The 22,201-nt window shown below is 36.2% G+C and carries 18 protein-coding genes; 15 read left to right on the top strand and 3 right to left on the bottom strand.

Features of this window, described 5'->3' with window-relative positions; genetic code table 11:
- Positions 1-37 precede the first annotated feature (37 nt).
- From argB to argH, 3 genes are all read left to right on the top strand, one after another.
- Positions 38-832, top strand: a complete 795-nt coding sequence (gene argB / locus DBR39_RS20145; protein ID WP_124536083.1) for an acetylglutamate kinase — start codon at positions 38-40, stop codon at positions 830-832.
- Complete coding sequence (locus DBR39_RS20140; RefSeq protein ID WP_124536081.1) at positions 807-1,889, top strand: M20 family metallo-hydrolase; 1,083 nt, start codon at positions 807-809, stop codon at positions 1,887-1,889. The genes argB and DBR39_RS20140 overlap by 26 nt, the downstream gene beginning before the upstream one ends.
- A 260-nt stretch (positions 1,890-2,149) precedes the next feature.
- Complete coding sequence (gene argH / locus DBR39_RS20135) at positions 2,150-3,454, top strand: argininosuccinate lyase (RefSeq protein ID WP_103234761.1); 1,305 nt, start codon at positions 2,150-2,152, stop codon at positions 3,452-3,454.
- A 616-nt stretch (positions 3,455-4,070) separates the two neighbouring features.
- Here the strand turns inward: argH and DBR39_RS20130 are convergent.
- Entirely contained in the window at positions 4,071-4,532 is a 462-nt protein-coding gene (locus tag DBR39_RS20130) for an Lrp/AsnC family transcriptional regulator (protein ID WP_077414878.1), read from the bottom strand.
- A 240-nt stretch (positions 4,533-4,772) separates the two neighbouring features.
- Here DBR39_RS20130 and DBR39_RS20125 point away from each other — a divergent pair, with 240 nt between their 5' ends.
- The 12 genes from DBR39_RS20125 to DBR39_RS20070 all read left to right on the top strand — a co-directional run bounded on the left by DBR39_RS20125 (position 4,773) and on the right by DBR39_RS20070 (position 20,240).
- Positions 4,773-5,663, top strand: a complete 891-nt coding sequence (locus DBR39_RS20125) for an aspartate carbamoyltransferase catalytic subunit (protein WP_124536079.1) — start codon at positions 4,773-4,775, stop codon at positions 5,661-5,663.
- 98 nt (positions 5,664-5,761) lie between these two features.
- A complete protein-coding gene (locus DBR39_RS20120) occupies positions 5,762-6,835 on the top strand; it encodes a carbamoyl phosphate synthase small subunit (RefSeq protein ID WP_124536077.1) in 1,074 nt (357 codons plus the stop codon).
- A 174-nt stretch (positions 6,836-7,009) separates the two neighbouring features.
- A complete protein-coding gene (carB, locus tag DBR39_RS20115) occupies positions 7,010-10,192 on the top strand; it encodes a carbamoyl-phosphate synthase large subunit (RefSeq protein WP_124536075.1) in 3,183 nt (1,060 codons plus the stop codon).
- A gap of 146 nt (positions 10,193-10,338) precedes the next feature.
- On the top strand, positions 10,339-11,139 hold the full coding sequence (locus DBR39_RS20110) for a hypothetical protein (RefSeq protein WP_124536073.1): 801 nt from the start codon (positions 10,339-10,341) through the stop codon (positions 11,137-11,139).
- A 216-nt stretch (positions 11,140-11,355) separates the two neighbouring features.
- Positions 11,356-11,847, top strand: coding sequence for a hypothetical protein (locus DBR39_RS20105; protein WP_103233862.1), 492 nt, complete (start codon positions 11,356-11,358; stop codon positions 11,845-11,847).
- Between the two features lie 34 nt (positions 11,848-11,881).
- Positions 11,882-12,457, top strand: a complete 576-nt coding sequence (locus DBR39_RS20100; protein WP_124536071.1) for a Crp/Fnr family transcriptional regulator — start codon at positions 11,882-11,884, stop codon at positions 12,455-12,457.
- Positions 12,458-12,516: 59 nt separating this feature from the next.
- Positions 12,517-13,338 (top strand): acyl-CoA thioester hydrolase/BAAT C-terminal domain-containing protein, encoded by an 822-nt coding sequence (locus DBR39_RS20095; RefSeq protein ID WP_124536069.1) that lies wholly within the window; start codon positions 12,517-12,519, stop codon positions 13,336-13,338.
- A gap of 157 nt (positions 13,339-13,495) precedes the next feature.
- Positions 13,496-15,646 (top strand): TonB-dependent siderophore receptor, encoded by a 2,151-nt coding sequence (locus tag DBR39_RS20090; RefSeq protein ID WP_124536067.1) that lies wholly within the window; start codon positions 13,496-13,498, stop codon positions 15,644-15,646.
- Positions 15,647-15,861: 215 nt separating this feature from the next.
- A complete protein-coding gene (locus DBR39_RS20085) occupies positions 15,862-17,136 on the top strand; it encodes a PepSY-associated TM helix domain-containing protein (RefSeq protein WP_124536065.1) in 1,275 nt (424 codons plus the stop codon).
- Positions 17,120-18,172 (top strand): alpha/beta hydrolase, encoded by a 1,053-nt coding sequence (locus DBR39_RS20080; RefSeq protein WP_124536063.1) that lies wholly within the window; start codon positions 17,120-17,122, stop codon positions 18,170-18,172. Before DBR39_RS20085 ends, DBR39_RS20080 begins: the two co-directional genes overlap by 17 nt.
- A gap of 240 nt (positions 18,173-18,412) precedes the next feature.
- On the top strand, positions 18,413-19,399 hold the full coding sequence (locus DBR39_RS20075) for a hypothetical protein (RefSeq protein ID WP_124536061.1): 987 nt from the start codon (positions 18,413-18,415) through the stop codon (positions 19,397-19,399).
- A complete protein-coding gene (locus tag DBR39_RS20070) occupies positions 19,389-20,240 on the top strand; it encodes a hypothetical protein (protein WP_124536059.1) in 852 nt (283 codons plus the stop codon). Before DBR39_RS20075 ends, DBR39_RS20070 begins: the two co-directional genes overlap by 11 nt.
- 54 nt (positions 20,241-20,294) lie before the next feature.
- On the opposite strand, the gene DBR39_RS20065 is transcribed toward DBR39_RS20070, so the two are convergent.
- Both DBR39_RS20065 and DBR39_RS20060 read right to left on the bottom strand, forming a co-directional pair.
- A complete protein-coding gene (locus tag DBR39_RS20065; protein WP_124536057.1) occupies positions 20,295-21,323 on the bottom strand; it encodes a hypothetical protein in 1,029 nt (342 codons plus the stop codon).
- A 15-nt stretch (positions 21,324-21,338) separates the two neighbouring features.
- Positions 21,339-22,196 carry a hypothetical protein gene (locus DBR39_RS20060; protein WP_124536055.1) on the bottom strand — a complete coding sequence of 286 codons (858 nt, stop codon included), beginning with the start codon at positions 22,194-22,196 and terminating at the stop codon, positions 21,339-21,341.
- Positions 22,197-22,201: the final 5 nt, after the last annotated feature.

Genomic DNA, 22,201 nt, shown 5'->3' with positions numbered 1-22,201 from the left:
CAAGGATGAAAGAGGTAAAGATCTCAAAAAGTTTACAATGAAAAAAAAATTATACATCATAAAAATTGGGGGAGCTCTAATTGATGATGAGGAATTATTAAACCAATTCTTAGAACAGTTTTCTGAAATCCAGGAAAAAAAGATTCTTGTTCATGGCGGTGGAAAGTTGGCGACAACGCTGGCTGATAAACTGGGTATCGAGCAGAAAATGATCAACGGAAGGAGGATTACGAATAAAGAGACATTGGACATTGTAACAATGGTATATGCAGGAGGAATCAATAAGAATATTGTTGAAAAATTACAGCAGAAAAAATGCAATGCCATAGGCTTTTCTGGTGCAGATGGAAATCTGATCAAGGCCAAAAAAAGAGAAGATCCTGAGATAGACTTCGGATTTGTGGGAGATATCAATAAGAAAAGCGTGAATAAAAAACTGGTTTCAAAATTAATGAAACTGGATCTTGTTCCTGTATTTTCTGCGATCACCCACGATAAAAAAGGAAATCTTTTTAATACCAATGCAGATACTATTGCTTCTGTAATGGCGCAGGCCCTTTCGGAGAAATATGAAGTTGAACTTTTGTATTGCTTTGATAAAGCAGGCGTTTTGGAAGATGTAAACGATCCTGAATCATTGATCAAAAGTGTAACGGAAGGAGAGTTTGCAGTATTAAAAGAAGAAGGAAAGCTTCACAAGGGTATTTTACCCAAACTTGAAAATGCTCTGGGAGCAATAAAAAATAATGTAAATAAGGTGTTTCTGATCAAAGAAACAGAACTTAAAAACCATATAGAAAATCATCATGCAGGAACTGAAATCTGTTTATAATAAAGAAGAATTGTTGAATAATGCAGTCGGATTGCTTAAAAATTTGATTGAGATTCCTTCATTCAGTAAAGATGAATTCAATACGTCAGTGGAAATTGAGAATTTTTTCAAGAAACATCAGATTCCTACCAAACGTTTTAAAAACAATATCTGGGCAGTGAATAAACACTTTGATGTGTTTAAACCTTCTGTTTTGCTGAATACACATCATGATACCGTAAAACCTAATAAGGCTTATACATTGGATCCGTTTGTTCCTATTGAAAAAGACGGGAAGCTGTTTGGATTGGGAAGCAATGATGCCGGAGCTTCTTTGGTTTCTATGGCACAGGTTTTTTTACACTTTTATGATAAAGAAGATTTAAAATATAATTTAGTTATTGCTTTGACGGCGGAGGAGGAGATTTCAGGATTTGATGGAATTGAAGCTTTATTTTCGCAGCTGCCTAATGTAGAACTCGCCATTGTAGGAGAACCCACGCAGATGAATCTGGCGATTGCAGAAAAAGGCCTTCTTGTGATTGATGGAGAAATGAAAGGAACTCCTTCTCATGCCGCTCATCCTAATAATGATAACTCGATTGTAAAATGTATGCTGGATCTGCAGAATATTTTAGCCTTTAAATTTCCAAAGGTTTCAGAATATCTGGGAGAAGTGAAAGTTACCTTGTCAGGAATTCATGCAGGAGTACAGCATAACGTTGTTCCGGAGTCGTGCAATTTTACACTGGATGTGAGGGTTACAGACGAATATTCCAATCAGGAAACATTTGAAATCATTCAGTCTCAGATGAAATCTACGTTGACTGCCAGATCTTTCAGACTGAATTCTTCAAAGATCGAAATGGACCATCCGTTTGTAAAAGCAGGGATTGAAATCGGAAGGACAACTTACGGTTCACCAACCTCTTCAGACCAGGCGATTATTCCATGTACATCCGTGAAAATGGGCCCTGGAGACAGTAGGCGCTCTCATACAGCAGATGAATTTATCTATATCCAGGAAATAGAAGAGGGAATAGAAATCTACATCAGAATTTTAGAAAAAGTGTTATAAGAATGGAAGAGGGAAGCAGGAAGAAGGAGGTTGTTACAGTTTGTAATTCACTTCCAGCATCTAGCTTCGGGCTTCCAGCTCAATATATGTTTTGACTCCGCCCGGCAGGCATTGAAGTTTAGTTTTTAATAAGATTTATGCAAAAAGAAAATTAGAAATGAAGACTTTACATAAGGAAATGTTTTTTTATAGTTAATAGTAATAAGGATTGCCTTGCTGGGCATGTCAAAACCAACAAATATTTTAAATCAAATTGTATCATGAAAAAGATATGGCAGAAGGATGACCTGGCCACCAATATATTAGTCACTCAATTTACAGTCGGGAAAGATCTTGACTTTGACGAACGTTTAGCGAAATATGATGTTAAAGGTTCTATGGCACATTGTAAAATGTTGGCAGAAACCGGCATTATCACTCAGGAAGAATCGGAGCAGATGCTATCTGTTTTGGAGACTATTTTAAATGAAATTGAGAATGGGAGTTTTGAAATTGATAAAGATGCTGAGGATATCCATTCTCAGGTAGAAGCGATCTTAATTGAAAAATTAGGAGATACGGGAAAGAAAATCCACACGGCAAGATCAAGAAATGATCAGGTTTTACTGGATATTAAATTGTATTTATTGGATGAAATCCGTGAGATCACAGCTCTTACCGATGAGTTTTTCCAGATTTTAATTCAATTGGCAGACCAGCACAAGAATGTTTTGCTGCCGGGATATACTCACTTGCAGATTGCAATGCCTTCATCATTCGGTTTGTGGTTTGGAGCTTATGCGGAGGCGCTTTTGGATGATGTGGAAATGCTGTTTTCAGTAAAGAATATCATTAATAAAAATCCATTGGGATCAGCGGCAGGTTATGGTTCGTCGTTTCCGATCAACCGTGAAAGTACGACCTATAACTTAGGCTTCCAGTCGATGAATTATAATTCAGTGTATGCTCAGATGACCCGTGGGAAGTCAGAGAAAATGCTGGCAATGTCTATGGCGACTTTGGCGGGAACGCTTGGGAAATTTGCTTATGATGTTTGTCTGTATCTGAGCCAAAATTTTGATTTTATCAGTTTTCCAAAGGAATTTACAACAGGAAGCAGCATTATGCCTCATAAGAAAAATCCGGACATCTTTGAGCTGGTTCGTGCACGATGCAACAGAATCCAGTCGCTTCCGAATGAACTGATTCTTTTGACAAATAACCTTCCTTCAGGATATCACAGAGATGTACAGCTGACCAAAGAAATCCTTTTCCCAGCCATAGATTCTTTAAAAGAATGCTTAGAGATCCTAAGCTATACTTTGCCTAATATTCAGGTAAAAGACGGGATTCTGGAAGATGAAAAGTATAAATACCTTTTCAGTGTAGAAAAGATCAATGAAGAAGTGAAAAATGGAAGCTCATTCCGTGATGCTTATGTGAAGGTAGGGCAGGAGATCGAAAACAATGAATTTGAATTTAAACAGGGAAACCTTGAACATACCCACCAGGGAAGTATCGGAAATCTTTGTCTGGATAAAATAGAATACCAGTTTAATAAACTGAAAAATAAATTATTGGGTTAAAATATAAGCCATTAAGGTCATCAAAAACTTGGGCAGAATCAGTGGAATTTCTAAAAATTATTTTAGCCTGCTGTCTTTTCGTTTGTAAACCTTAATCTTAATAAATCTTAGCTGCTTAAGTGATCTTAATGGTTTGATTTTACTCCGCTCTTTGAATTTGATGATTGATTGTATTGAACCATTAAGGTAGACTAAGGCTTTAAGGTGAGTTAAGAAAATTCGCGATTTTTTAGCTTCATAGTTTTAAAATTCGCTTGCGAATTCCTTAATTATTCTTCATTCTTTAAAAAATCTTAATGGTATAAAATAAAAGGATTTACTCGAGTTCAATCTTGAACTTGGTAGATTTTGCTGGCTAGTGAAGTATTATTTATAGTTGAAAATAATGAGTAAATATATTGCCCAAAATTTTATCGAAGATAAAATCTTTGCGCCTTATAGCATAAAGTTGATAAATTTCTTTGCGTCTTTGCGTTTTCTAACAAAATAAAATATGGTGGTAAGCGCAAAGGCACAAGAAATAAAACAAATATGTATAAGGGTTTCAAGACGCAAGAAAATCAAAGATTTTCAGCAAATGAAATCGGAATTAATTGTAAGTTTAAATCGGAAATATTTATTCCAGATCAATTTTGAATTTGGTGGATTTTTTTACCTCATGAAGCACGATAGAGCTGTGGTACTGCCCGATATTAGGAATATTTGAGATAACGTTCACAGCAAACTCATTATACGAGTTGATGTCTTTAGCAATGATCTTCAGCATATAGTCATACTCTCCGGAAAGGCTGATGATTTCCTGTACCTCATCATATTTTCCGATATGTTCTTCAAAGGTTTCCAATACTTTCTTGGATTGTTCCTTGAGACGGACATTACAGTAGACTACAATATTTAAACCCAATTTTTCACGGTTTAAAAGGCCTACATATTTCTGAATGATTCCCTGTTTCTCCAATTGTTTGATTCGCTCATACGTAGGAGTAAAAGTAAGACCAATCTTTTCGGAAATTTCTTTAACCGATAGCGTAGAGTCTTCCTGAATAATGCTGAGAATCATTTTGTCTTTTAAATCCATAGAATAAATTTGAGTTTTAACAAAAATATTAATTTTAAATGAGAATAAGGAAATACTGAGGTTTTTAATTTATTTTAAACTTAATTTTTGTAGGTTCATAAAATTGTTATATCTTTGCACCTAATGAATAAAAAAGCATTTATATCATTAGATTTACCGGGCGAAAGCGCCCTTTACGATATTTATTGTTATTAGCGAAGATTGTTGTCTTCGCTTTTTTTATGCCCAAAAATAAGAATTATGTTTACGATTACAGAACTAAGCACCGAGAGAATCAACAGTATACTGACAGAAGCAATGGCTTTTGCAAACGGTAAAACTGCTAAAATTGAAGGAGAAGTTTTTTGCTCAAACCTTTTCTTCGAAGACAGTACAAGAACCAAAACAAGTTTTGATCTTGCAGAAAGAAAACTGGGACTTCAGGTAGTTCCTTTTGATGCATCGCACAGTTCGGTAAACAAAGGCGAAAGTCTTTATGATACAGTAAAGACCATTGAAAGTATAGGAGTAGATCTTGTCGTTATCCGAGATAAGAAAGACAGATACTTCGAGGAACTGAAAAATATTAACATTCCGGTGATCAATGGAGGTGACGGAACAGGAAACCACCCTTCACAATGTATGCTGGACTTGCTGACGATCTATCAGGAATTCGGAAAGTTTGAGGGATTAAAAGTAGGAATTGTTGGAGATGTAAAACACAGCCGTGTTGCCAACTCCAGTGCAGAAGCATTAAGAAGATTAGGCGCTAAAGTATACTTCTCAGGACCTGAACAATGGTTTGACGAAGGAGCTTTGATCAACGGAACCTATCTTTCAGTAGACGAACTGATCGTTGAAGTAGATGTGCTGATGTTATTAAGAATCCAACACGAAAGACATGATGCAGCAATGAGCTTCACTGCCTCAGAATACCATAAAAGATATGGTCTGACCAAAGAAAGAGAGCGGGTAATGAAAAAAGAAGCAATCATCATGCACCCGGCACCGATCAACAGAGGAGTGGAAATAGATTCAGACCTTGTAGAATGTGAAAGATCAAGAATCTTCAAACAAATGCAAAACGGAGTATTCGCCAGAATGGCCATTTTGAAAGAAGCGTTGGAAGAAAAAGGATTTACGTTTAAGTAAATTGCGCAAAGTATAATGTAAAGGATATATCATATAGCTGACATTATACAAATTAGGAAAAAGTAAAAAGAAAGTAAAAGAAAATCTAAATAGAAAAAATGAAGAAAAAATTAATACTGGAGTCCGGTGAAGTGTTTCATGGAGAAGGTTTCGGAGCAGAATTGGAAACTGCAGGAGAAGTAGTTTTCAATACCGGAATGACAGGGTATCAGGAATTGATTTCTGACCCATCGTATTGCGGTCAGATAGTTTGTATGACCTATCCGCTTATCGGGAATTATGGTATTAACCGTGATGATTATGAAAGTATAGAGCCGGCAATCAAAGGGCTTATCGTAAAAGAACTTTGCGATCTTCCTTCCAACTTCCGTACTCAGATTACTTTAGATGAATTATTTAAAAAGAAAAACCTTTCAGGAATTTCAGGAATTGATACAAGAAGGCTGACAAGAATTCTTCGTAACTATGGAGTGGTGAAAGGAAAAATCGTCAACGCTGATGCTGATGAAGCTGCAGTAGCTGCCGAGCTGAAAGCAACGGATTTCCCAACCAATCAGGTAGAGGAAGTTTCAACAAAAACACCTTATGCTAACCCTAACAGAGGTTTCAAAGTAGTGCTGGTAGATTTCGGTGCAAAACTGGGAATCATCAGAGAATTATCTCAAAGAAACTGCGATATCATTGTTGTTTCACAGGATACTACAGCAGAAGAGATTTTATTGATGGATCCGGACGGAATCATGCTGTCAAACGGTCCTGGTGACCCGGAAGATGTACCGCATGCTTTGGATATGATCAGAGGATTATTAGGAAAAGTTCCGATCTTCGGAATCTGTTTAGGACATCAGTTGATTGGTCTTGCTTGTGGAGCGAAAACTTTCAAACTGAAATTCGGACACAGAGGTGGAAATCACCCGGTATTGGATCTTGAGAAAAATACAGTGGCTATTACTTCTCAAAACCATGGATATGCAGTAGATCAGGAAAGTTTAAAAGGAACAGACCTTATCGAAACACATATCGCATTGAACGACAGAACAAATGAAGGCCTAAAACATAAGATCCACCCTTGCTTCTCCGTTCAGTATCACCCTGAAGCAAGCCCAGGCCCTGAAGATGCAAACTACCTGTTTGATGAGTTTATTCAAATGATGGAAGACTTTAAGAAGTAAAACGGTGTGTTTGTCATTCTGAACAAAGCGATAGCGGAGTGAAGAATCTCTACAATAAAAGTTTAGATTCCTCGATTCCTCGGAATGACAAAGTGTGTTAATTAGATCCAAATAAAACACAATGCTAAAAGTTGAAGATACAGCATCTAACTTCTGGCATCTAAAAAAAGAAAAATGGCAAAACGTACAGATATAAAAACAATTTTAGTAATCGGTTCAGGACCTATCATCATTGGTCAGGCAGCTGAATTTGATTACGCAGGAACGCAGGCTTGTCTGTCTTTAAAGGAAGAAGGCTACAAGGTAATTTTGATCAATTCAAACCCTGCAACAATTATGACAGATGTGGAAATCGCTGATAAAGTATATATCGAGCCGATTTCATTACAGTTTGTAAGCCACATCATCAGAAAAGAACGTCCTGATGCATTATTACCAACACTTGGAGGACAAACAGGACTGAATATGGCTGTTGAGTTGGAAAAATCAGGAATTCTTGAAGAATGTAAAGTGGAAGTACTGGGTACTACACTTTCTGCAATCAACAGAGCAGAAGACAGAGACCTTTTCCGTGAATTGATGAGAGAATTGAACGAACCGGTTCCAGACTCTGATATTGTCAATACCGTAGAAGGAGCCCTTGCTTTTGCTGAAAACATCGGGTATCCGGTAATTGTTCGTCCTGCCTTTACAATGGGAGGTACAGGAGGTGGTATCGCTTCCAATGAAGTAGAATTGAAAGAAATTGCTGAACTGGGATTAAAGCACAGCCCGGTTACACAGTGTCTTATTGAAAAATCAATCGCTGGTTTCAAAGAAATTGAATACGAAGTAATGCGTGATGCAAACGACAATGCCATTGTGGTTTGTAACATGGAAAATATAGATCCGGTAGGTGTTCACACAGGAGACTCTATCGTAGTGGCACCTTCTCAGACACTTTCAGACAGAGAGTATCAGTTACTGAGAAATGCATCTTTAAAAATCATCAGAGCTTTAGGAATCGAAGGAGGATGTAACGTACAGCTGGCTTTAGATCCAAACTCATTCGACTACTATATCATCGAGGTAAACCCTAGAGTTTCCCGTTCATCAGCTTTAGCAAGTAAAGCAACAGGATATCCGATTGCAAAAATTGCTGCAAAAATCGCTGTAGGATTAACGCTGGATGAAATCATGAACCCGGTAACAGGAAAAACATACGCATGTTTCGAGCCTGCTCTTGACTATGTAGTGACAAAATTCCCGAGATTCCCATTCGATAAATTCGAAACAGCAGACAGAAGACTTTCTACTCAGATGAAAGCAACTGGTGAGGTAATGGCAATCGGAAGAAATCTTGAAGAATCCCTACAGAAAGCGATCCGTTCATTAGAAACAGGAATCAAACATTTAGGATTAAAAACGAAGCAGGCTGAGGCTCTTACTGCTGAAGAAATCGAAAGAAGAATTAGAGTGTGTGATGATGAGAGATTGTTCATCATCGGTGACGCCTTAAGAAGAGGATATGATTGGGAACAGATTGTAGAATGGAGTAAAATCGACAAGTTCTTCATCTGGAAACTGAAAAAATTAGTTGACTTCGAAAAAGTAATCGCTGAGAACAAATTTAATAAAGAAACATTAATTGAAGCTAAAAAATTAGGCTTTGCAGATGTTACTATTGCCGTTCTTTGGGATGTAGCAGAACGTGAGGTTTTCAATTTCAGAAAAGAAAACGGAGTAATGCCGGTTTACAAAATGGTAGACACTTGCGCCGCTGAGTTTGAAAGTGAAACCCCTTATTTCTACGGAACTTACGAAGAAGAGAACGAAAGTGTTGTTTCAGACAAAGAAAAAATCATTGTACTGGGTTCAGGACCTATCAGAATCGGACAGGGAGTTGAGTTTGACTACGCTACTGTTCACTCAGTATGGGCGATCAAAGAGATGGGTTACGAGGCGATCATTATCAACAACAACCCTGAAACTGTTTCTACAGACTTCTCGATCTCTGACAAATTATACTTCGAACCGCTTACGGAAGAAGATGTAATGAACATCATCGATCTTGAAAAACCTAAAGGGGTAGTCGTACAGTTCGGAGGACAGACGGCGATCAACCTTGCCGATAAATTAGCATCTCATGGAGTACAGATCTTAGGAACTTCATTGGAAGACCTTGACAGAGCTGAAAACAGAGACAAATTCGAAAAAGCACTTCAGGAAATGGGAATTCCTCAGCCAAAAGGAAGAACGTCTACATCGAAAGAAGAAGCTATAAAAATTGCAAACGAAATCGGTTACCCGGTATTGGTACGTCCAAGCTACGTTCTTGGAGGTAGAGCAATGGAAATTGTATATGCAGAAGCAGAATTGGCTCACTATATGGAGAACGCTGTAGAGGCTAGCCCAGAGCACCCTGTTTTGGTGGACAAGTACATGGTAGGAAAGGAAATTGAAGTAGACGCCATCTGTGACGGTGAAACAGTAGTAATTCCAGGAATTATGGAACATATCGAAAGAGCAGGAGTTCACTCCGGAGACTCTATCGCGGTATATCCACCACAGAATATTTCTCAGAGCGAAATTGATACCCTGGTAGACTATACGGAAAGGCTGGCAAAAGGATTAAAGGTGATCGGATTAATGAATATCCAATACGTTCTTTTTGAAGGAAATGTGTATGTAATCGAGGTGAACCCACGTTCTTCAAGAACAGTTCCTTTCTTATCTAAAATCACAGAAGTTCCAATGGCTAACCTTGCAACAAAGGCAATTTTAGGACAAAAACTGAAAGATTTAGGATACAAAAACGGATTGGTTCCAAACAAAGAAGGCGTATTTGTAAAAGTACCGGTGTTCTCTTTCTCAAAATTAACGAAAGTTGATATCTCTTTAGGCCCTGAAATGAAGTCTACAGGAGAAGTGATGGGGAAAGATACAACCCTTGAAAAGGCACTTTACAAAGGATTGGTTGCAGCCGGAAGAAAAGTTCCTATGCACGGTTCTATCCTGTTTACGGTAGCAGATAAGCACAAAGAAGAAGCGGCAGCTCTTGCAGCAAGATTCCATGAAGTAGGATTCAGAATCTGGGCTACAGAAGGTACTGCGAAATTCTTCGGAGAAAAAGGAATTCCTTGCAAAATAGGATACAAAATCGGAGAAGAAAGCGTAAACCTTATCGACCTGATTCAGAAAGGAAAAGTTCAGTATGTTGTAAATACCACTACAAAAGGTAAACAGGCAGAAAGAGACGGATTCCAGATCAGAAGAATGAGCGTAGAAAACGGTGTTCCTTGTTTAACTTCAATGGATACAGTAGAAGCGATCTTAAAAGTAATCGAAAGCATGAGCTTCAAAATGGAGACGATGTAATTTCAACCAAGAATAAATATTCCAAACCTCATAGATTTCTGAAATCTATGAGGTTTTTTGTATGGACTCTATTAAATGTGTTTGTAGAATAATATTAAATATATAATTTCGGATCCGTAATACTTAATGTATATTATTTTAAAAATATGTCGAAAATAATTTTACTCTTCCTTTTTATGGTTTCTTTAGTTTCCTGTAAGGGAGATCTTAAAGAGTTGAAGCTATTGAGATATTCAGATAAAAATAAAAAATATGAATTTAAAATTTATGAAAGAAATTATAATCAAAATGACTCTCTATACATTGTAAAGACATATTTCAAAATTTTTAATTCTTACAACCAGGTAATAAATAAGAACAATACACAATTTTTATTTTATAATGATCAGCACAAAATTGATGAATTAATTTCTGTTTATCATCGTGGCAGGATAGCAAATGTTTTATCCTATAAGTACCATTATAACAAGGATGGAAAGCTTAATTCTGTGGTGCAGGAACATGATAATAAAATAGATACTGTTCAGAGTTATCTTTATAATAAATCAAACCAATTAATAGAAAATAAAAGTGGTATTGATAAAGTAAAGTATACATATGAAAGAGATAAGCTGATTGAAGTGACTGAATTTGAAGACAATGAGGTTTCCAAGAATTCAAAGTTTATTTACGATAATAAAGGAAATAAATCTGTTCAAAACTGGGTCTTTAATGGTAACCAAAAAATGAGAACTTATTTCAAGTATAATTCTAAAAACAAATTGATAAGCAAAAGAGATAGTTCGATGAATATTCATAACAATCCTAATGAATATGTTGAATTTCTTACCCAATATCAATATGACAACAATGATTCTTTAGTAGAGGAGAAAGACTTTGGAAGGGTTCTAAGTGAAAAAGATTTTAAGTATCGTGGAAAAACAACATATGAATATAAAAAAATGTAGTAGCTGCGTATTATAATTTCTGAATGCAGATTCAAATCATTATTATGAAAAACTTGACTGAAAAAAGTCTCATCTTAATTAATTATAAACGTTTTTATCAGATCAGCTTAAAAATACATTATGTTTGCCGAATTATTTATAAATTAGTGAGTTAAAATTCAGTCTGTTATTAATATTTAAAAACTAATAAAAATTCCATCAAATCTAAGAATAACCATGGCAGAATATCAAGCAAAATCAAGCAATTCTTTATCTTTTGAAGTCACAAAAGACAGTCAGTTCATCGGAAGACTTATCTATACAAGCTGGTTTAAATTTAATGCAGAAATTGAGATTGGTAACCGTTTTTATCTGGTTGAACCCAAAGGTTTCTGGGGAACCACTATTGAGTTGAAAGACAATGAAAGGGTTCTTCTGAAGTTTCGCATGAACTGGAATGGAGAAATTGTCATTCAGACCTATTTTGATGGAGTGAAAGATGGTTTTCTTTTTAAGCATAGAGGAATATTTAAAGAATCATTTGTATTGGCTGATCAGGAGGGAACAGAACTTTTTGTGATGAAGCCGAATCTCAAGTGGAGTTCTATGAACTATGAATATAATATCACGACCTCTGAAAAATTCGAAACACTTCCGAATAAAGAAATTGTCTTAATTAATGCTTTGCATTGTGCCAACTATTATATGTCCATGATGATGGCTATGTAATGATATAAGCTTTTTCAGTTCTTAATAAGTTTCTATGGTATCAGGATTTGATCATATTATCGCTCATTTCAGCCATTATATTAAAGTGAGTGAAACGTTGAGAAATGAGCTTGAAAGCAGATTATCTTTTCACAATTTTGAAAAAGGTGAACTGGTACAGGATGCGGATAAGGTTTGTACCAAAAGCTATTTTATCTTCAAGGGGCTGGTGAGAACCTATTATCTGAAAGATGGAGTTGAGATCAGTGAATATTTCTCTTGTGAAAATGAATGGATCAATTCTCCTAAAAGTTTTATAAAAAGAACTAAGGACATCTACTATATTGACTGTCTTGAAAAGACAGAAACCTTTTGTCTGAAGGTGAATGATCTTGGTTATCTTTTCGACCATTTTCCGGAAATGGAACGGTATGCAAGACTCTCTATGGGAAGCGTATTCGGACACCTTATGGAAAGAATTACTTCACAGAGATTTACGACGGCAAAAGAAAAGTATGAACATTTTCTAAAGGTGTATAAAGGAGTTTACCACCGGATTCCACTGGGAATGGTTGCTTCCTATCTTGGAATTACACAATCTACTCTGAGCAGGTTACGTACAGAAAAGTAGTTTTTGATCTAGAGCAAAAATAAATCCATTGTACGGGTCTATTTTTGACAAAAAAAATCATGAAACTATTATTTAAAATTTTCTTTTTTCTGTTAATAAGCATTACACTAAATGCGCAGGATACAATTCATTCAAAAAATACAGATGCTGTCTTATATACTCCCTCAAAAAAGATAAAAGGGTTGGTAGTAGGCTTGGGAGGTTCAGAGGGAGGTAATGCCTGGGCGTCCAGACATTGGAAATCAGTAAAGGATCAGTTCCTTGATAAAGACTATGCTTTTTTAGCATTAGCCTATTTTGGTTCAAAGAATTCCCCGAAGTTTCTTGACAAAATTGAGATTCAGGATGTGTATAATGCTATATCGGTTGCTAAACAGAAAACGCATACAGATAAAATAGCGATAGTAGGAGGTTCCAGAGGTGCTGATCTTGCCTTGCTTCTTGGAAGCTATTATACTGATATTTCTTGTATTATTGCTCTTTCAGCCAGCCATGTTGCTTTTCCCGGAAATACCAGCCATTTTTCTACTTCCAGCTGGACATTTGGAGGAAAAGAACTTTCTTTCGTTCCTGTCAATGAAGCTGCAGTTCCTTTTATGATTCAGCATGATATAAGAAAAGCGTTCGAAGCAATGTTGCAGGATAAAACTGCGGAAGCCAAGTCTCTTATAAAAGTAGAAAATTCCAAAGCTTCTATTTTACTGATGTCCGGTAATCAGGATGAAATATGTCCGTCGGCAGAGATGTCAGATAAAATAATTCAGAGGCTTAAAGACAACCATTATCAATACCATTTTGAACATAGTAAATGGAAAGGTACCCATACTGAACCTTACCAGCATTTTGACCAGGTTTTTATCTTTCTTCAAAAATATTTTTAAAATAAAAATGTAAACACGTATAAAATTGGGTTCTTGAATTTTTAAGAACCCTTTATTTATGGGCTATTCAAGAAAGAGTATTTCATGATTTGCATCATGTTTTTATTTAGAATTAATAAAAATAAGTAATTTTGCTCTACTAAGCTTAATTATAAAAATGAAAAAAATTACTATTTCTGCATCTTTGTTAGCAGTGGCTATGCTGAGTGCACAGGAAACGGATACCATTAAAGTGGCCGAGATCCAGTCCGTATCACTTCAGGGAACCCACAATTACCGAACCAAAAAGTCTGAATCCATAGCAAGACTTCCTTTGGAAAACCTGGAAAATCCTACTGTTTATAATCTTGTCCCTAAAGAAATTATCAGTGAAATGGGAGCTGTTGATTTCAATACGGCAATGGCTTCTGCTCCCGGAGTTGTCGTAAGCAACAGTGTGAATGACAGTGGAAACGATATTTTTCTGAGAGGATTCAGCTCGAATGCCAGTTTCAGAAACGGATTGACACAAAACCCGCGAGTACAGTCCGAGATCGCTAATATTGAAAGAGTAGAAGTAATAAAAGGACCTTCAGGAACCTTATTCGGAGGAACGCTGGCCAATTACGGTGGAGTGGTAAATGTGGTAACCAAAAAACCACAGGAGAAATTCGGGGGGATTATCAATTACACGACCGGAAGCTGGGGGATGAACAGAATCACCGCGGATGTGAATACGCCTTTAAATAAAGAAAAAACAGCTTTAGCCAGATTCAATGTGGCTGCTTATTCACAAGACTCTTTCCAGGATGCCGGCTATAACAAAGGATTATTTTTCTCAGGAAGTGTTTTGTATAAAGTAAGCGACAAAACCACAGTAACGCTTGATACCGAATTTCATGCACCGGATAAAACATTGAATGCTTATGTAAGAAACTCAGAAAAACTGACCTTACATTCGATGAAAGACCTTGAAGTAGCTTATAAAAGAGCATTTACAAGCAATGATATCGGGTCCAAAAGAACCAATTCTGTAACGATGGCTGAGGTTACTCATAAATTCAACGATCAATGGACTTCACGAACATCTTATCAAAGAGGTGAAGCCAATGAGAATGAATCTATCTTTTTAGTCCTCAGATATTTGAATAACAATCAGGTGGAAAGAATGATCCGCCCTTTTGATAGTTTTAAAATTACGACAGATAACATCCAACAGAATTTTATTGGAGATTTTAAAATAGGAGGCTTAAGGAACCGCCTTGTTGTCGGAATAGATTATTTCCAGCAAAAAACAAGATATCAATATCCATATTATGAAGCCAACGGATACAGCAATGTCTTCCTGCCATATGATAAAGTGAATCTTGACAGTTCTTCAGCATGGGACCCGATCTCAAGAAATAAATTCATGAATAAGGATAGAAAATCTACAGAATCTGATATTACAACATTCAGAACAATAAGCGGTTATATCTCTGATGTGTTGAATATTACAGATAACCTTTTGATAATGGCAAGTTTGAGAGTAGACAGCTATAAAAACGACGATACCATTGTGAATGGGGTAGAGATTTCTACTAAAAACGGATATCCTGAAAATAAAGTCTCGGGCTACAGCCAGACCCAGTTTTCACCAAAGTTTGGATTGGTGTATGAAATTGTTAAGGAGCAGATTTCATTCTTTGCCAATTACGTAAATGGGTTTAAAAACTATGCTCCATCCCTTAATGAAGCCGGAGTTTTAACGAAATGGGACCCTGAACAGGGAAATCAGATTGAAACGGGTTTCAAATTGGATCTTTTTAATAAAAAATTACTGACGACGGTAAGTTATTATAATATCAATGTCAAAAACAGGCTTGTTGCTGATCCAGGCGGAATAGGAAGTATTCAGGATGGTAATATTAAAAGTCAGGGACTGGAAATAGGAATTATTGCTAACCCCTTTAAAGGATGGAATATCGTTGCTGGATACGGTTATAACGACAACAAGTATGATGACCGAAGCAAAGACAAAGGGAAAAGAATGGCCTGGACTCCTAAACATGTAGCCAATCTATGGACCAGTTACAAGATTATGGATGGCGCTTACGAAGGAATAGGTTTCGGGGCAGGATTCAATTTTGTAGACCAAACATACATCAACATCACGAATCACTTTCTGGCACCGTCTTATACAACCGTAGGTGCTACGATTTTCTATGACAAGAAAAAATACAGGATTGGGCTGAAAATGAATAATGCCCTGAATGAAATGTATTGGAATTTCTATGGGCAGCCACAGAAGCCAAGAGAGATTCTTGCCAACTTCGCATTCAAATTTTAATCCTTACAAAACAAAAATAATCTCAAAGAAAATATAAGGGTGAAAACCGCAAAGGCGCAAATATTAGATTTATAACGTGTAAGTTTTCCTGGAGCTTCAAATATGCTAAAGTAAACAGTAACAGGAATACTCCTTTCACTTTACAACATGCACAATGATAAATTCTTTTGCGCCCTTGCATTTTCAACACGTATAATTTGGAGATACAAAAAGATATGGAAAACAAAAAAACTAATCCCAGGAAAAAGCAAGGAAAATCCCTTACCAAAAGGATTACCGGATGGCTGCATCTCTGGCTCGGATTGGTATCCGGGATCATTGTGCTGACCGTTACCCTTTCAGGAACAGTATTCGTCTTTTGTGACGAAATTATTGATCTGTGTGGTGGAAATGCCAAATATGTTCAGGCTCCGGCCAATGCAAAAAAAATGACACCTGAGGAATTGCTTGCCCAGTTTCATCAACAGGTTCCGGACAGGAAAGCATTTTATTTCGATACCTATAAAGAAGCAGACAGAAGTTTCAGAGTAGCTTCAGCCACCCAGCCGCCTAAAGATAAAAATGCGGGTAAAGCAGAGAAACCTAAAAAGAAAGAACGCGGTCCGCGAGGGGTATTTGCTTACCATTATCTCGACCCTTACACCGGAAAGGTGATCGGCTCTACAAAAAGCTATGAATTTTTCTATGTAGTAGCTCATATTCATGCTCAATTGCTGGCAGGGAAGTTCGGTAAAACGGTGGTCGGAATTGCCTCAATCATATTTTTTATTCAGCTAATCGGCGGACTGATTCTTTGGTGGCCAAAAAAATGGAATAAAACTACAAGAACGGCTGCATTTAAAATTAAATCAGGAACAAAATGGCGTAGGAAAAACTACGATTTTCATAATGTCTTTGGTTTCTATTCATTGCTTCCGGCGGTATTTATTACCATCACAGGACTGATTATGGCTTACAAGGTTTTGACAGATCTTACGCAACAGGCTTTCGGGGGAGCAGCAGACGCCCATACTATTGCTGAAAAATACGAACCCAAGTTTGATCCTGAGAAAAAAGCATTGTCCTTTTCTGCTTTTGTAGATAAAAATTTCAAAGAATTTCCTACAGCCCAACAGTTCAGAATGAGCATCCCCAGAAATGATTCTACAGGTGTTTACCATGTGGCTGCTGCCAAATTCATTGGTTTAAAAAGTCTTGTCAACGGAAAAACAATGGAAGCCAACAAATACACAGGAAATGAAGTCAATTATCCAAAGGAAGTTCAGATGCATGAAGTGATAGAGCATATGAATTTTGATCTTCATGTAGGCTATTGGGGCGGTATGTTTGGGAAAATATTCACCTTCATTATCGGAATTATCTGTACAAGCCTTCCTATTACAGGATTTCTGATCTGGTGGGGCAGAAGAAAAAAATCACCAAAAAAGAATAAAGAAATTACAAACATTCATCAACACAGAAAAGATTCACATCATGAACAATTGGTTTAAAATTATATGCCTTCCACTATTTTTATTGTGTACATGGAGCAAAGCTCAGGAGAAATTGACAATAGGAGAGAAGCAGAACGTATTTTCAAAAGTTTTGAATGAAAACAGGGAAATCTGGGTTCATCTGCCTAAAACATATAACGACAGCACCATCAATCCTGCAAAGTATCCGGTAATTTATCTTTTAGACGGAGAAATCAATTTTGAATATTATACAGGATTGACAGATTTTATTGCCAGAACACCTTATGCAGATATTCCGGAATGTATTGTCGTAGGAATAAAAAATACAGAAAGAACAAGAGATCTTACGCCCACAAAATCTCAAAAGAAAAGCCCGGTAAATCCTGCTCTTACCCTTTTTGCAGACAGTGGCGGAAGCGAAAATTTTGTAAAATTCCTGCAGGAAGAACTGAAGCCATTTATCCAGAAAAATTACAGAACACAGGAATATTCTGTTTTGGTTGGGCATTCTTTTGGAGGATTATTTGCCATCAATACATTTCTTACTCATCCTGACTATTTCAATGCCTATGTGGCAAATGATCCGAGTTTATGGTGGGATAATAAAGTGATGATTACAAAGACAAAAGAATATCTGGAGAAGAATAAAAAATTCCCGGCAAAAAAAACGTTGTATGTTTCCCAGGCAGACAATGAAGAGCAGCAGAAAAATTGGAATTCTGATATGACCCAGGCCATTGAAGAATTTAAAGGAATCATAGAAAAGAACGGATCCCTGAACTATAAACACAGCTTTTTTGAAGGAGAAACCCATGGAACGGTTTCCTATCCCGGAAATTATGAAGCGTTGAAATTTATATTTAAAGGTTTCAGAACCAATATAAAACAATTCGCCAAAAATCCGAAACTGCTTGAAGAAGATTATAAAAAACTTTCAGAGAAAATAGGAACAGAATTTACCCCTTCAGAAGCCTATCTGAATGTAGTCATCAAGTTCATGAAGAGCAATAATTTTAAAGAGTCCGAAACCTATTTTATCAACCTCAAAAATAGATATTACCCCACTAAATAATTGACTGAAACCATAAAAAGCAAATTTGCAAACGAGCAGATTTGCTTTTTTATTGATCGTAGGAGATGAAAACTAATAGGGCAAAGATCACCCAAAAAGGGGATGGTAATGTTGAGTTTTTGTATCTAAATTTGTGAAGCTAACAGTTGGAAACTTATTGAAAGACAGATTGTATAATAGAGATGAGTCTTTCTAAAAAAGACTAACTTAAAGAAGTGAAAAACTGACAAAACTGATACCATGAAAAAACAAATTTTGATAATTGGGGCACTCTTTTTTATTCCCGGTTGGATAGTGTCACAAATGAATATTAATCAGGCGGATCTGCCCAGGAATATTCAGGTGGGTGTAGCAGCAAAAGCTATTATAGAGCTTCAATATGGAACCCCCAATGTAAGATTCGGAATAAGTACAGGAGTAGGATATCTTGCTTTTAATTCATTGCTGCCAGCTGTAAATATTGAGTATATTATCAATTATGGCGGCCTGAGTACGTATCAGGGGCCAGATAAAAAGCGGTTTTCAAATCAATTTGTAGGTTCACTATCTTTAACCTCGGGTTTGAATAATGAATTTAGAAACAATTCTTTAGAGTATATCAGGAACAGAAATAAACCTCTTTATTACTTTACGGATTTAACGCAGCCATCATTACAAAACCCATTTAATTCTTCATTTACTTTTGGAACCAACTGGGTCTATCATCTTTCTGCTAATATCTCTAAACCGGACCGTTTACAAAGGGTTGGTTTTTTGGGCCTTAAAATAGAAAATTTTCAATTTGGATATCTTAATGATGGGGGAACACCAATTAAGAAAATTGGCTTAGGAGACAAAGAAGATCGATATTACACCGGGGGTGGATTTGTCAATATCAATTTACCAATGGACCGTAAAATCAATACTATTAATGCCAGTTTTTATAGGTTTACAGGATATTCGGAACTTGCGTTTGATACTGCAGATGAATTTCTTTTCGGTTATGTGGATTATGCTGACCCGAAGCAAAAATACTTCAATCATGGCTTCTGGAATTTTGGGATAGGAAATACAGAGCATTGGAACGGATTTATAAGGCTTAATAATGTTTATGATCTGTCTGAAGTTCAGAATATTATCCATTATTTTACCAAAAGCTCTTATCATCAGAATCAGAAACCTTTTTATATTTCTGCAGGAGGTTCTTATAATATGTCTAATCTTAATCTTTCCAATCATGAAAAATAAAGTGCTTATGTTTTTGCTATTACTTTCTCTTTTCAGTTGTAAAAGTTTTTTCAACCAGACTGAAAAAGAAATAGATAGATTAAGAACTAATGAAGAAATCAGGCTTTCTGAAATCAAACTTTCCGATTTTACCGCTTTTATCCGCTATGTAAACAGAGATTATCCTTCTAAATGTTTCTATGGAACTAATAATCCTAATAGATTTTCAGAAGTAAATACCAATAGTGAATTAAATCCGAACCCTGAAAAGTCTGAAAAATTAGAACAGCAGTATGTTTTGATTGCTAAGGTTAAAAATGCTAAAGGACAGAAGAGAGTGATCTTTATTAGTACTATTCAACCTTTTAAAAGTGGAAAAAAATTAAGCTATGATTATCCTGTTTTTGATAAAGATGAATATATCAATATTAATTTTTTCAATTTTTTTAAGTTAGGTTATTTGGATGAAAATAAGTCCGTCATTACTTTTTATAAAGATTGTTGTCATAAAGATTATTGGCATTTTAAGTGGAAAGAAGATGGCTCTATTCACATAAGAGGTTTAGAATTTGATTATAAAACAAGATTTGGGGAAGCTAATAAATTTTATGGTTTGAATCAAAAAACTTGGATGCCAATAGAATATCATCCGTTAAATAATTTTAAGTTTATGATCAATAGTGATCTGGACAGCTCTCCGGAAGGCGAGTGTAGTACTGACATTGCAGAAGAAAATAAAATTTATTTTGATGAAATAAATAAGAGAATGTATTTTCACTTCAATACTTATTTTGATTATGGAAATAAGTATAAGTGGCTGTATTTTAAAGGAGATAGGGTGATTAATCATTGGATAGATTAATAAAAAGGTTTTCCTGTAGAGAAAACCTTTTTACCATTTTACTTTTTCATTCCATTAATGCCTGTTATCACAATTAATTGGAAAATCCTTTTCCTTTTTATCTAAAAAGCTAATGGAAGGACAGCCAAATGACTGTGCAATAAATCCAAAAGCAACAGGAGGTTTTCCTTTGAAAAGATAGCCTGTATATTGGAATCTGTTGGCTTCGTCGGCATCTATTCCATAAAGCGGTAAGAACTCACCACCATCACTTCCGGCGAGAGAAAATGTCTTCTCAGCAATTTTCTCATTATGATCATTGATGACTACAAGTTTACGTTCCACAGTGTTTCCTTCTTCAAGATAATCCTGCAGATAATAGGTCATATTTTCATATTGTGACTGGTAGGTTTTTCCCTGAATCAATTTTGAAGGGCTAAAATATTTCTTTGAGATATCCGTATTGGCTTTTTGCCATTTCACAGCCTTCATTTTATTTTCCACGAAAGGGTTTCTATTCCCGAAATAAGCGATGGCATTATTGAACCGGTCGTAGTCCGCTATCTTTTGGTGAGTGGCTACCTGAAAGCCCATCATATAAGACTCAGGATCCAGTTCTTCACTATCTGAATAAGGACTTAAATAGGCTACAGTTTTTAATTGGCTGACCGGCATTCTTTGAAGTTTATTAGAGCCGTATTCATAAATATACAACGAGTCATTCTCAGTAAGATGAATACCGCTAAGCAGTTTCTTTCTGCTGGGAGCATCCAGCTCAAAATGCTGGCGTTCTTCAAAAGTCATCTGCTTCTGATTTTTCATGATATCAGCCGGAATGGGTGGAGTATCCTTAAAGATATCTGAAACAGAAATAAAAATATCCATATCGGAATCTTTTTCAGCTGATGAAATGGTAGACAAGCTGAAAATATTAAAATTCTGATAATCTATTTTCTCTTCCGTTTTTGTTGTTTTTACAGAGTCATTAGCAGCTTTTGTTGTTGTGACACTTGTTTTTTTGTCATCTTTCTTACAGCTTACAATCGCTAATGGAAAAGATAAAAGCGCAAGGGCCGTATTGATCTTCATAATTCTTCTTAACATGAGTATTGTGTTTAATTATAATTTATAATAAGGTTCTGAAAAGTACTTGCTCGGTTTGATGTAAGCTATTTGTCTCTCCATATCGAAGATCCAGATAAACCTGCGGAGCATATCTGCCCCGAAATAATTTACATGCTGAGTTTTCAGATCACCTGAGAAAAAGCCTGCTGAAACATCTTTGAACACGATATTTCCCAACTTGAAAAAAGGCAGAATTCCCTGTTTCGTAATCATACTTTTTCCTGCTGAGTTTTTTAATGTTTTTTGTCCCGTCACTTTTAGTTTTTTATCAAGTTCCTGTTCTTCAGCAAAATCATTGCTGTATAGAATACCTCCTGAATAACCGGATTGAAGCGCAAAATAAGCCTCTTTCTGATGCTTTCCATCCACAACGTTATCCGCTGCTATATAAAAAGCTTCATGGTCTAAAATGATTTTTATGGGCTGGAAGCCACTTAGATCAGGTTGATGCTTCTGATCATACATGACAAACTGGTTATTGTCATAATCGATCTTAAAAGCTTTCCCATCAAAAATTCCGGTTCCCATTTTCCCGTCAGCTTCATGTCCGGCTAATTGGTTATCAAAAAAACGGACCTCCTTTTGAGTTATTTTTCCTATTTCTATGGTATTATGGTCGCTTATTTCCTCTTTGTTGAAAATAATATGATCCGCTTTCCGCTGGCGTTCGGGTGAAATAGCACAATCTTTCATGGCAATCTGGAACATCAGATCCAGTGAATCCTTTTTGTTGACAAGGGTTTTTACAATGATATTGTTGTGTTTTGTAACCCGGAAGGGGATGGTTTGCTGTGCCTTCATACCAGATAGTCCGGCAGAAAACAGTATCAATAGGACTGTTCTTTTGAGCATTTTAG

It is taken from the genome of Chryseobacterium sp. KBW03 (assembly GCF_003852415.1).
In the GTDB taxonomy this organism is placed as follows: Bacteria; Bacteroidota; Bacteroidia; order Flavobacteriales; family Weeksellaceae; genus Chryseobacterium; species Chryseobacterium viscerum.
This window is presented reverse-complemented; position numbering and strand designations above follow the sequence as displayed.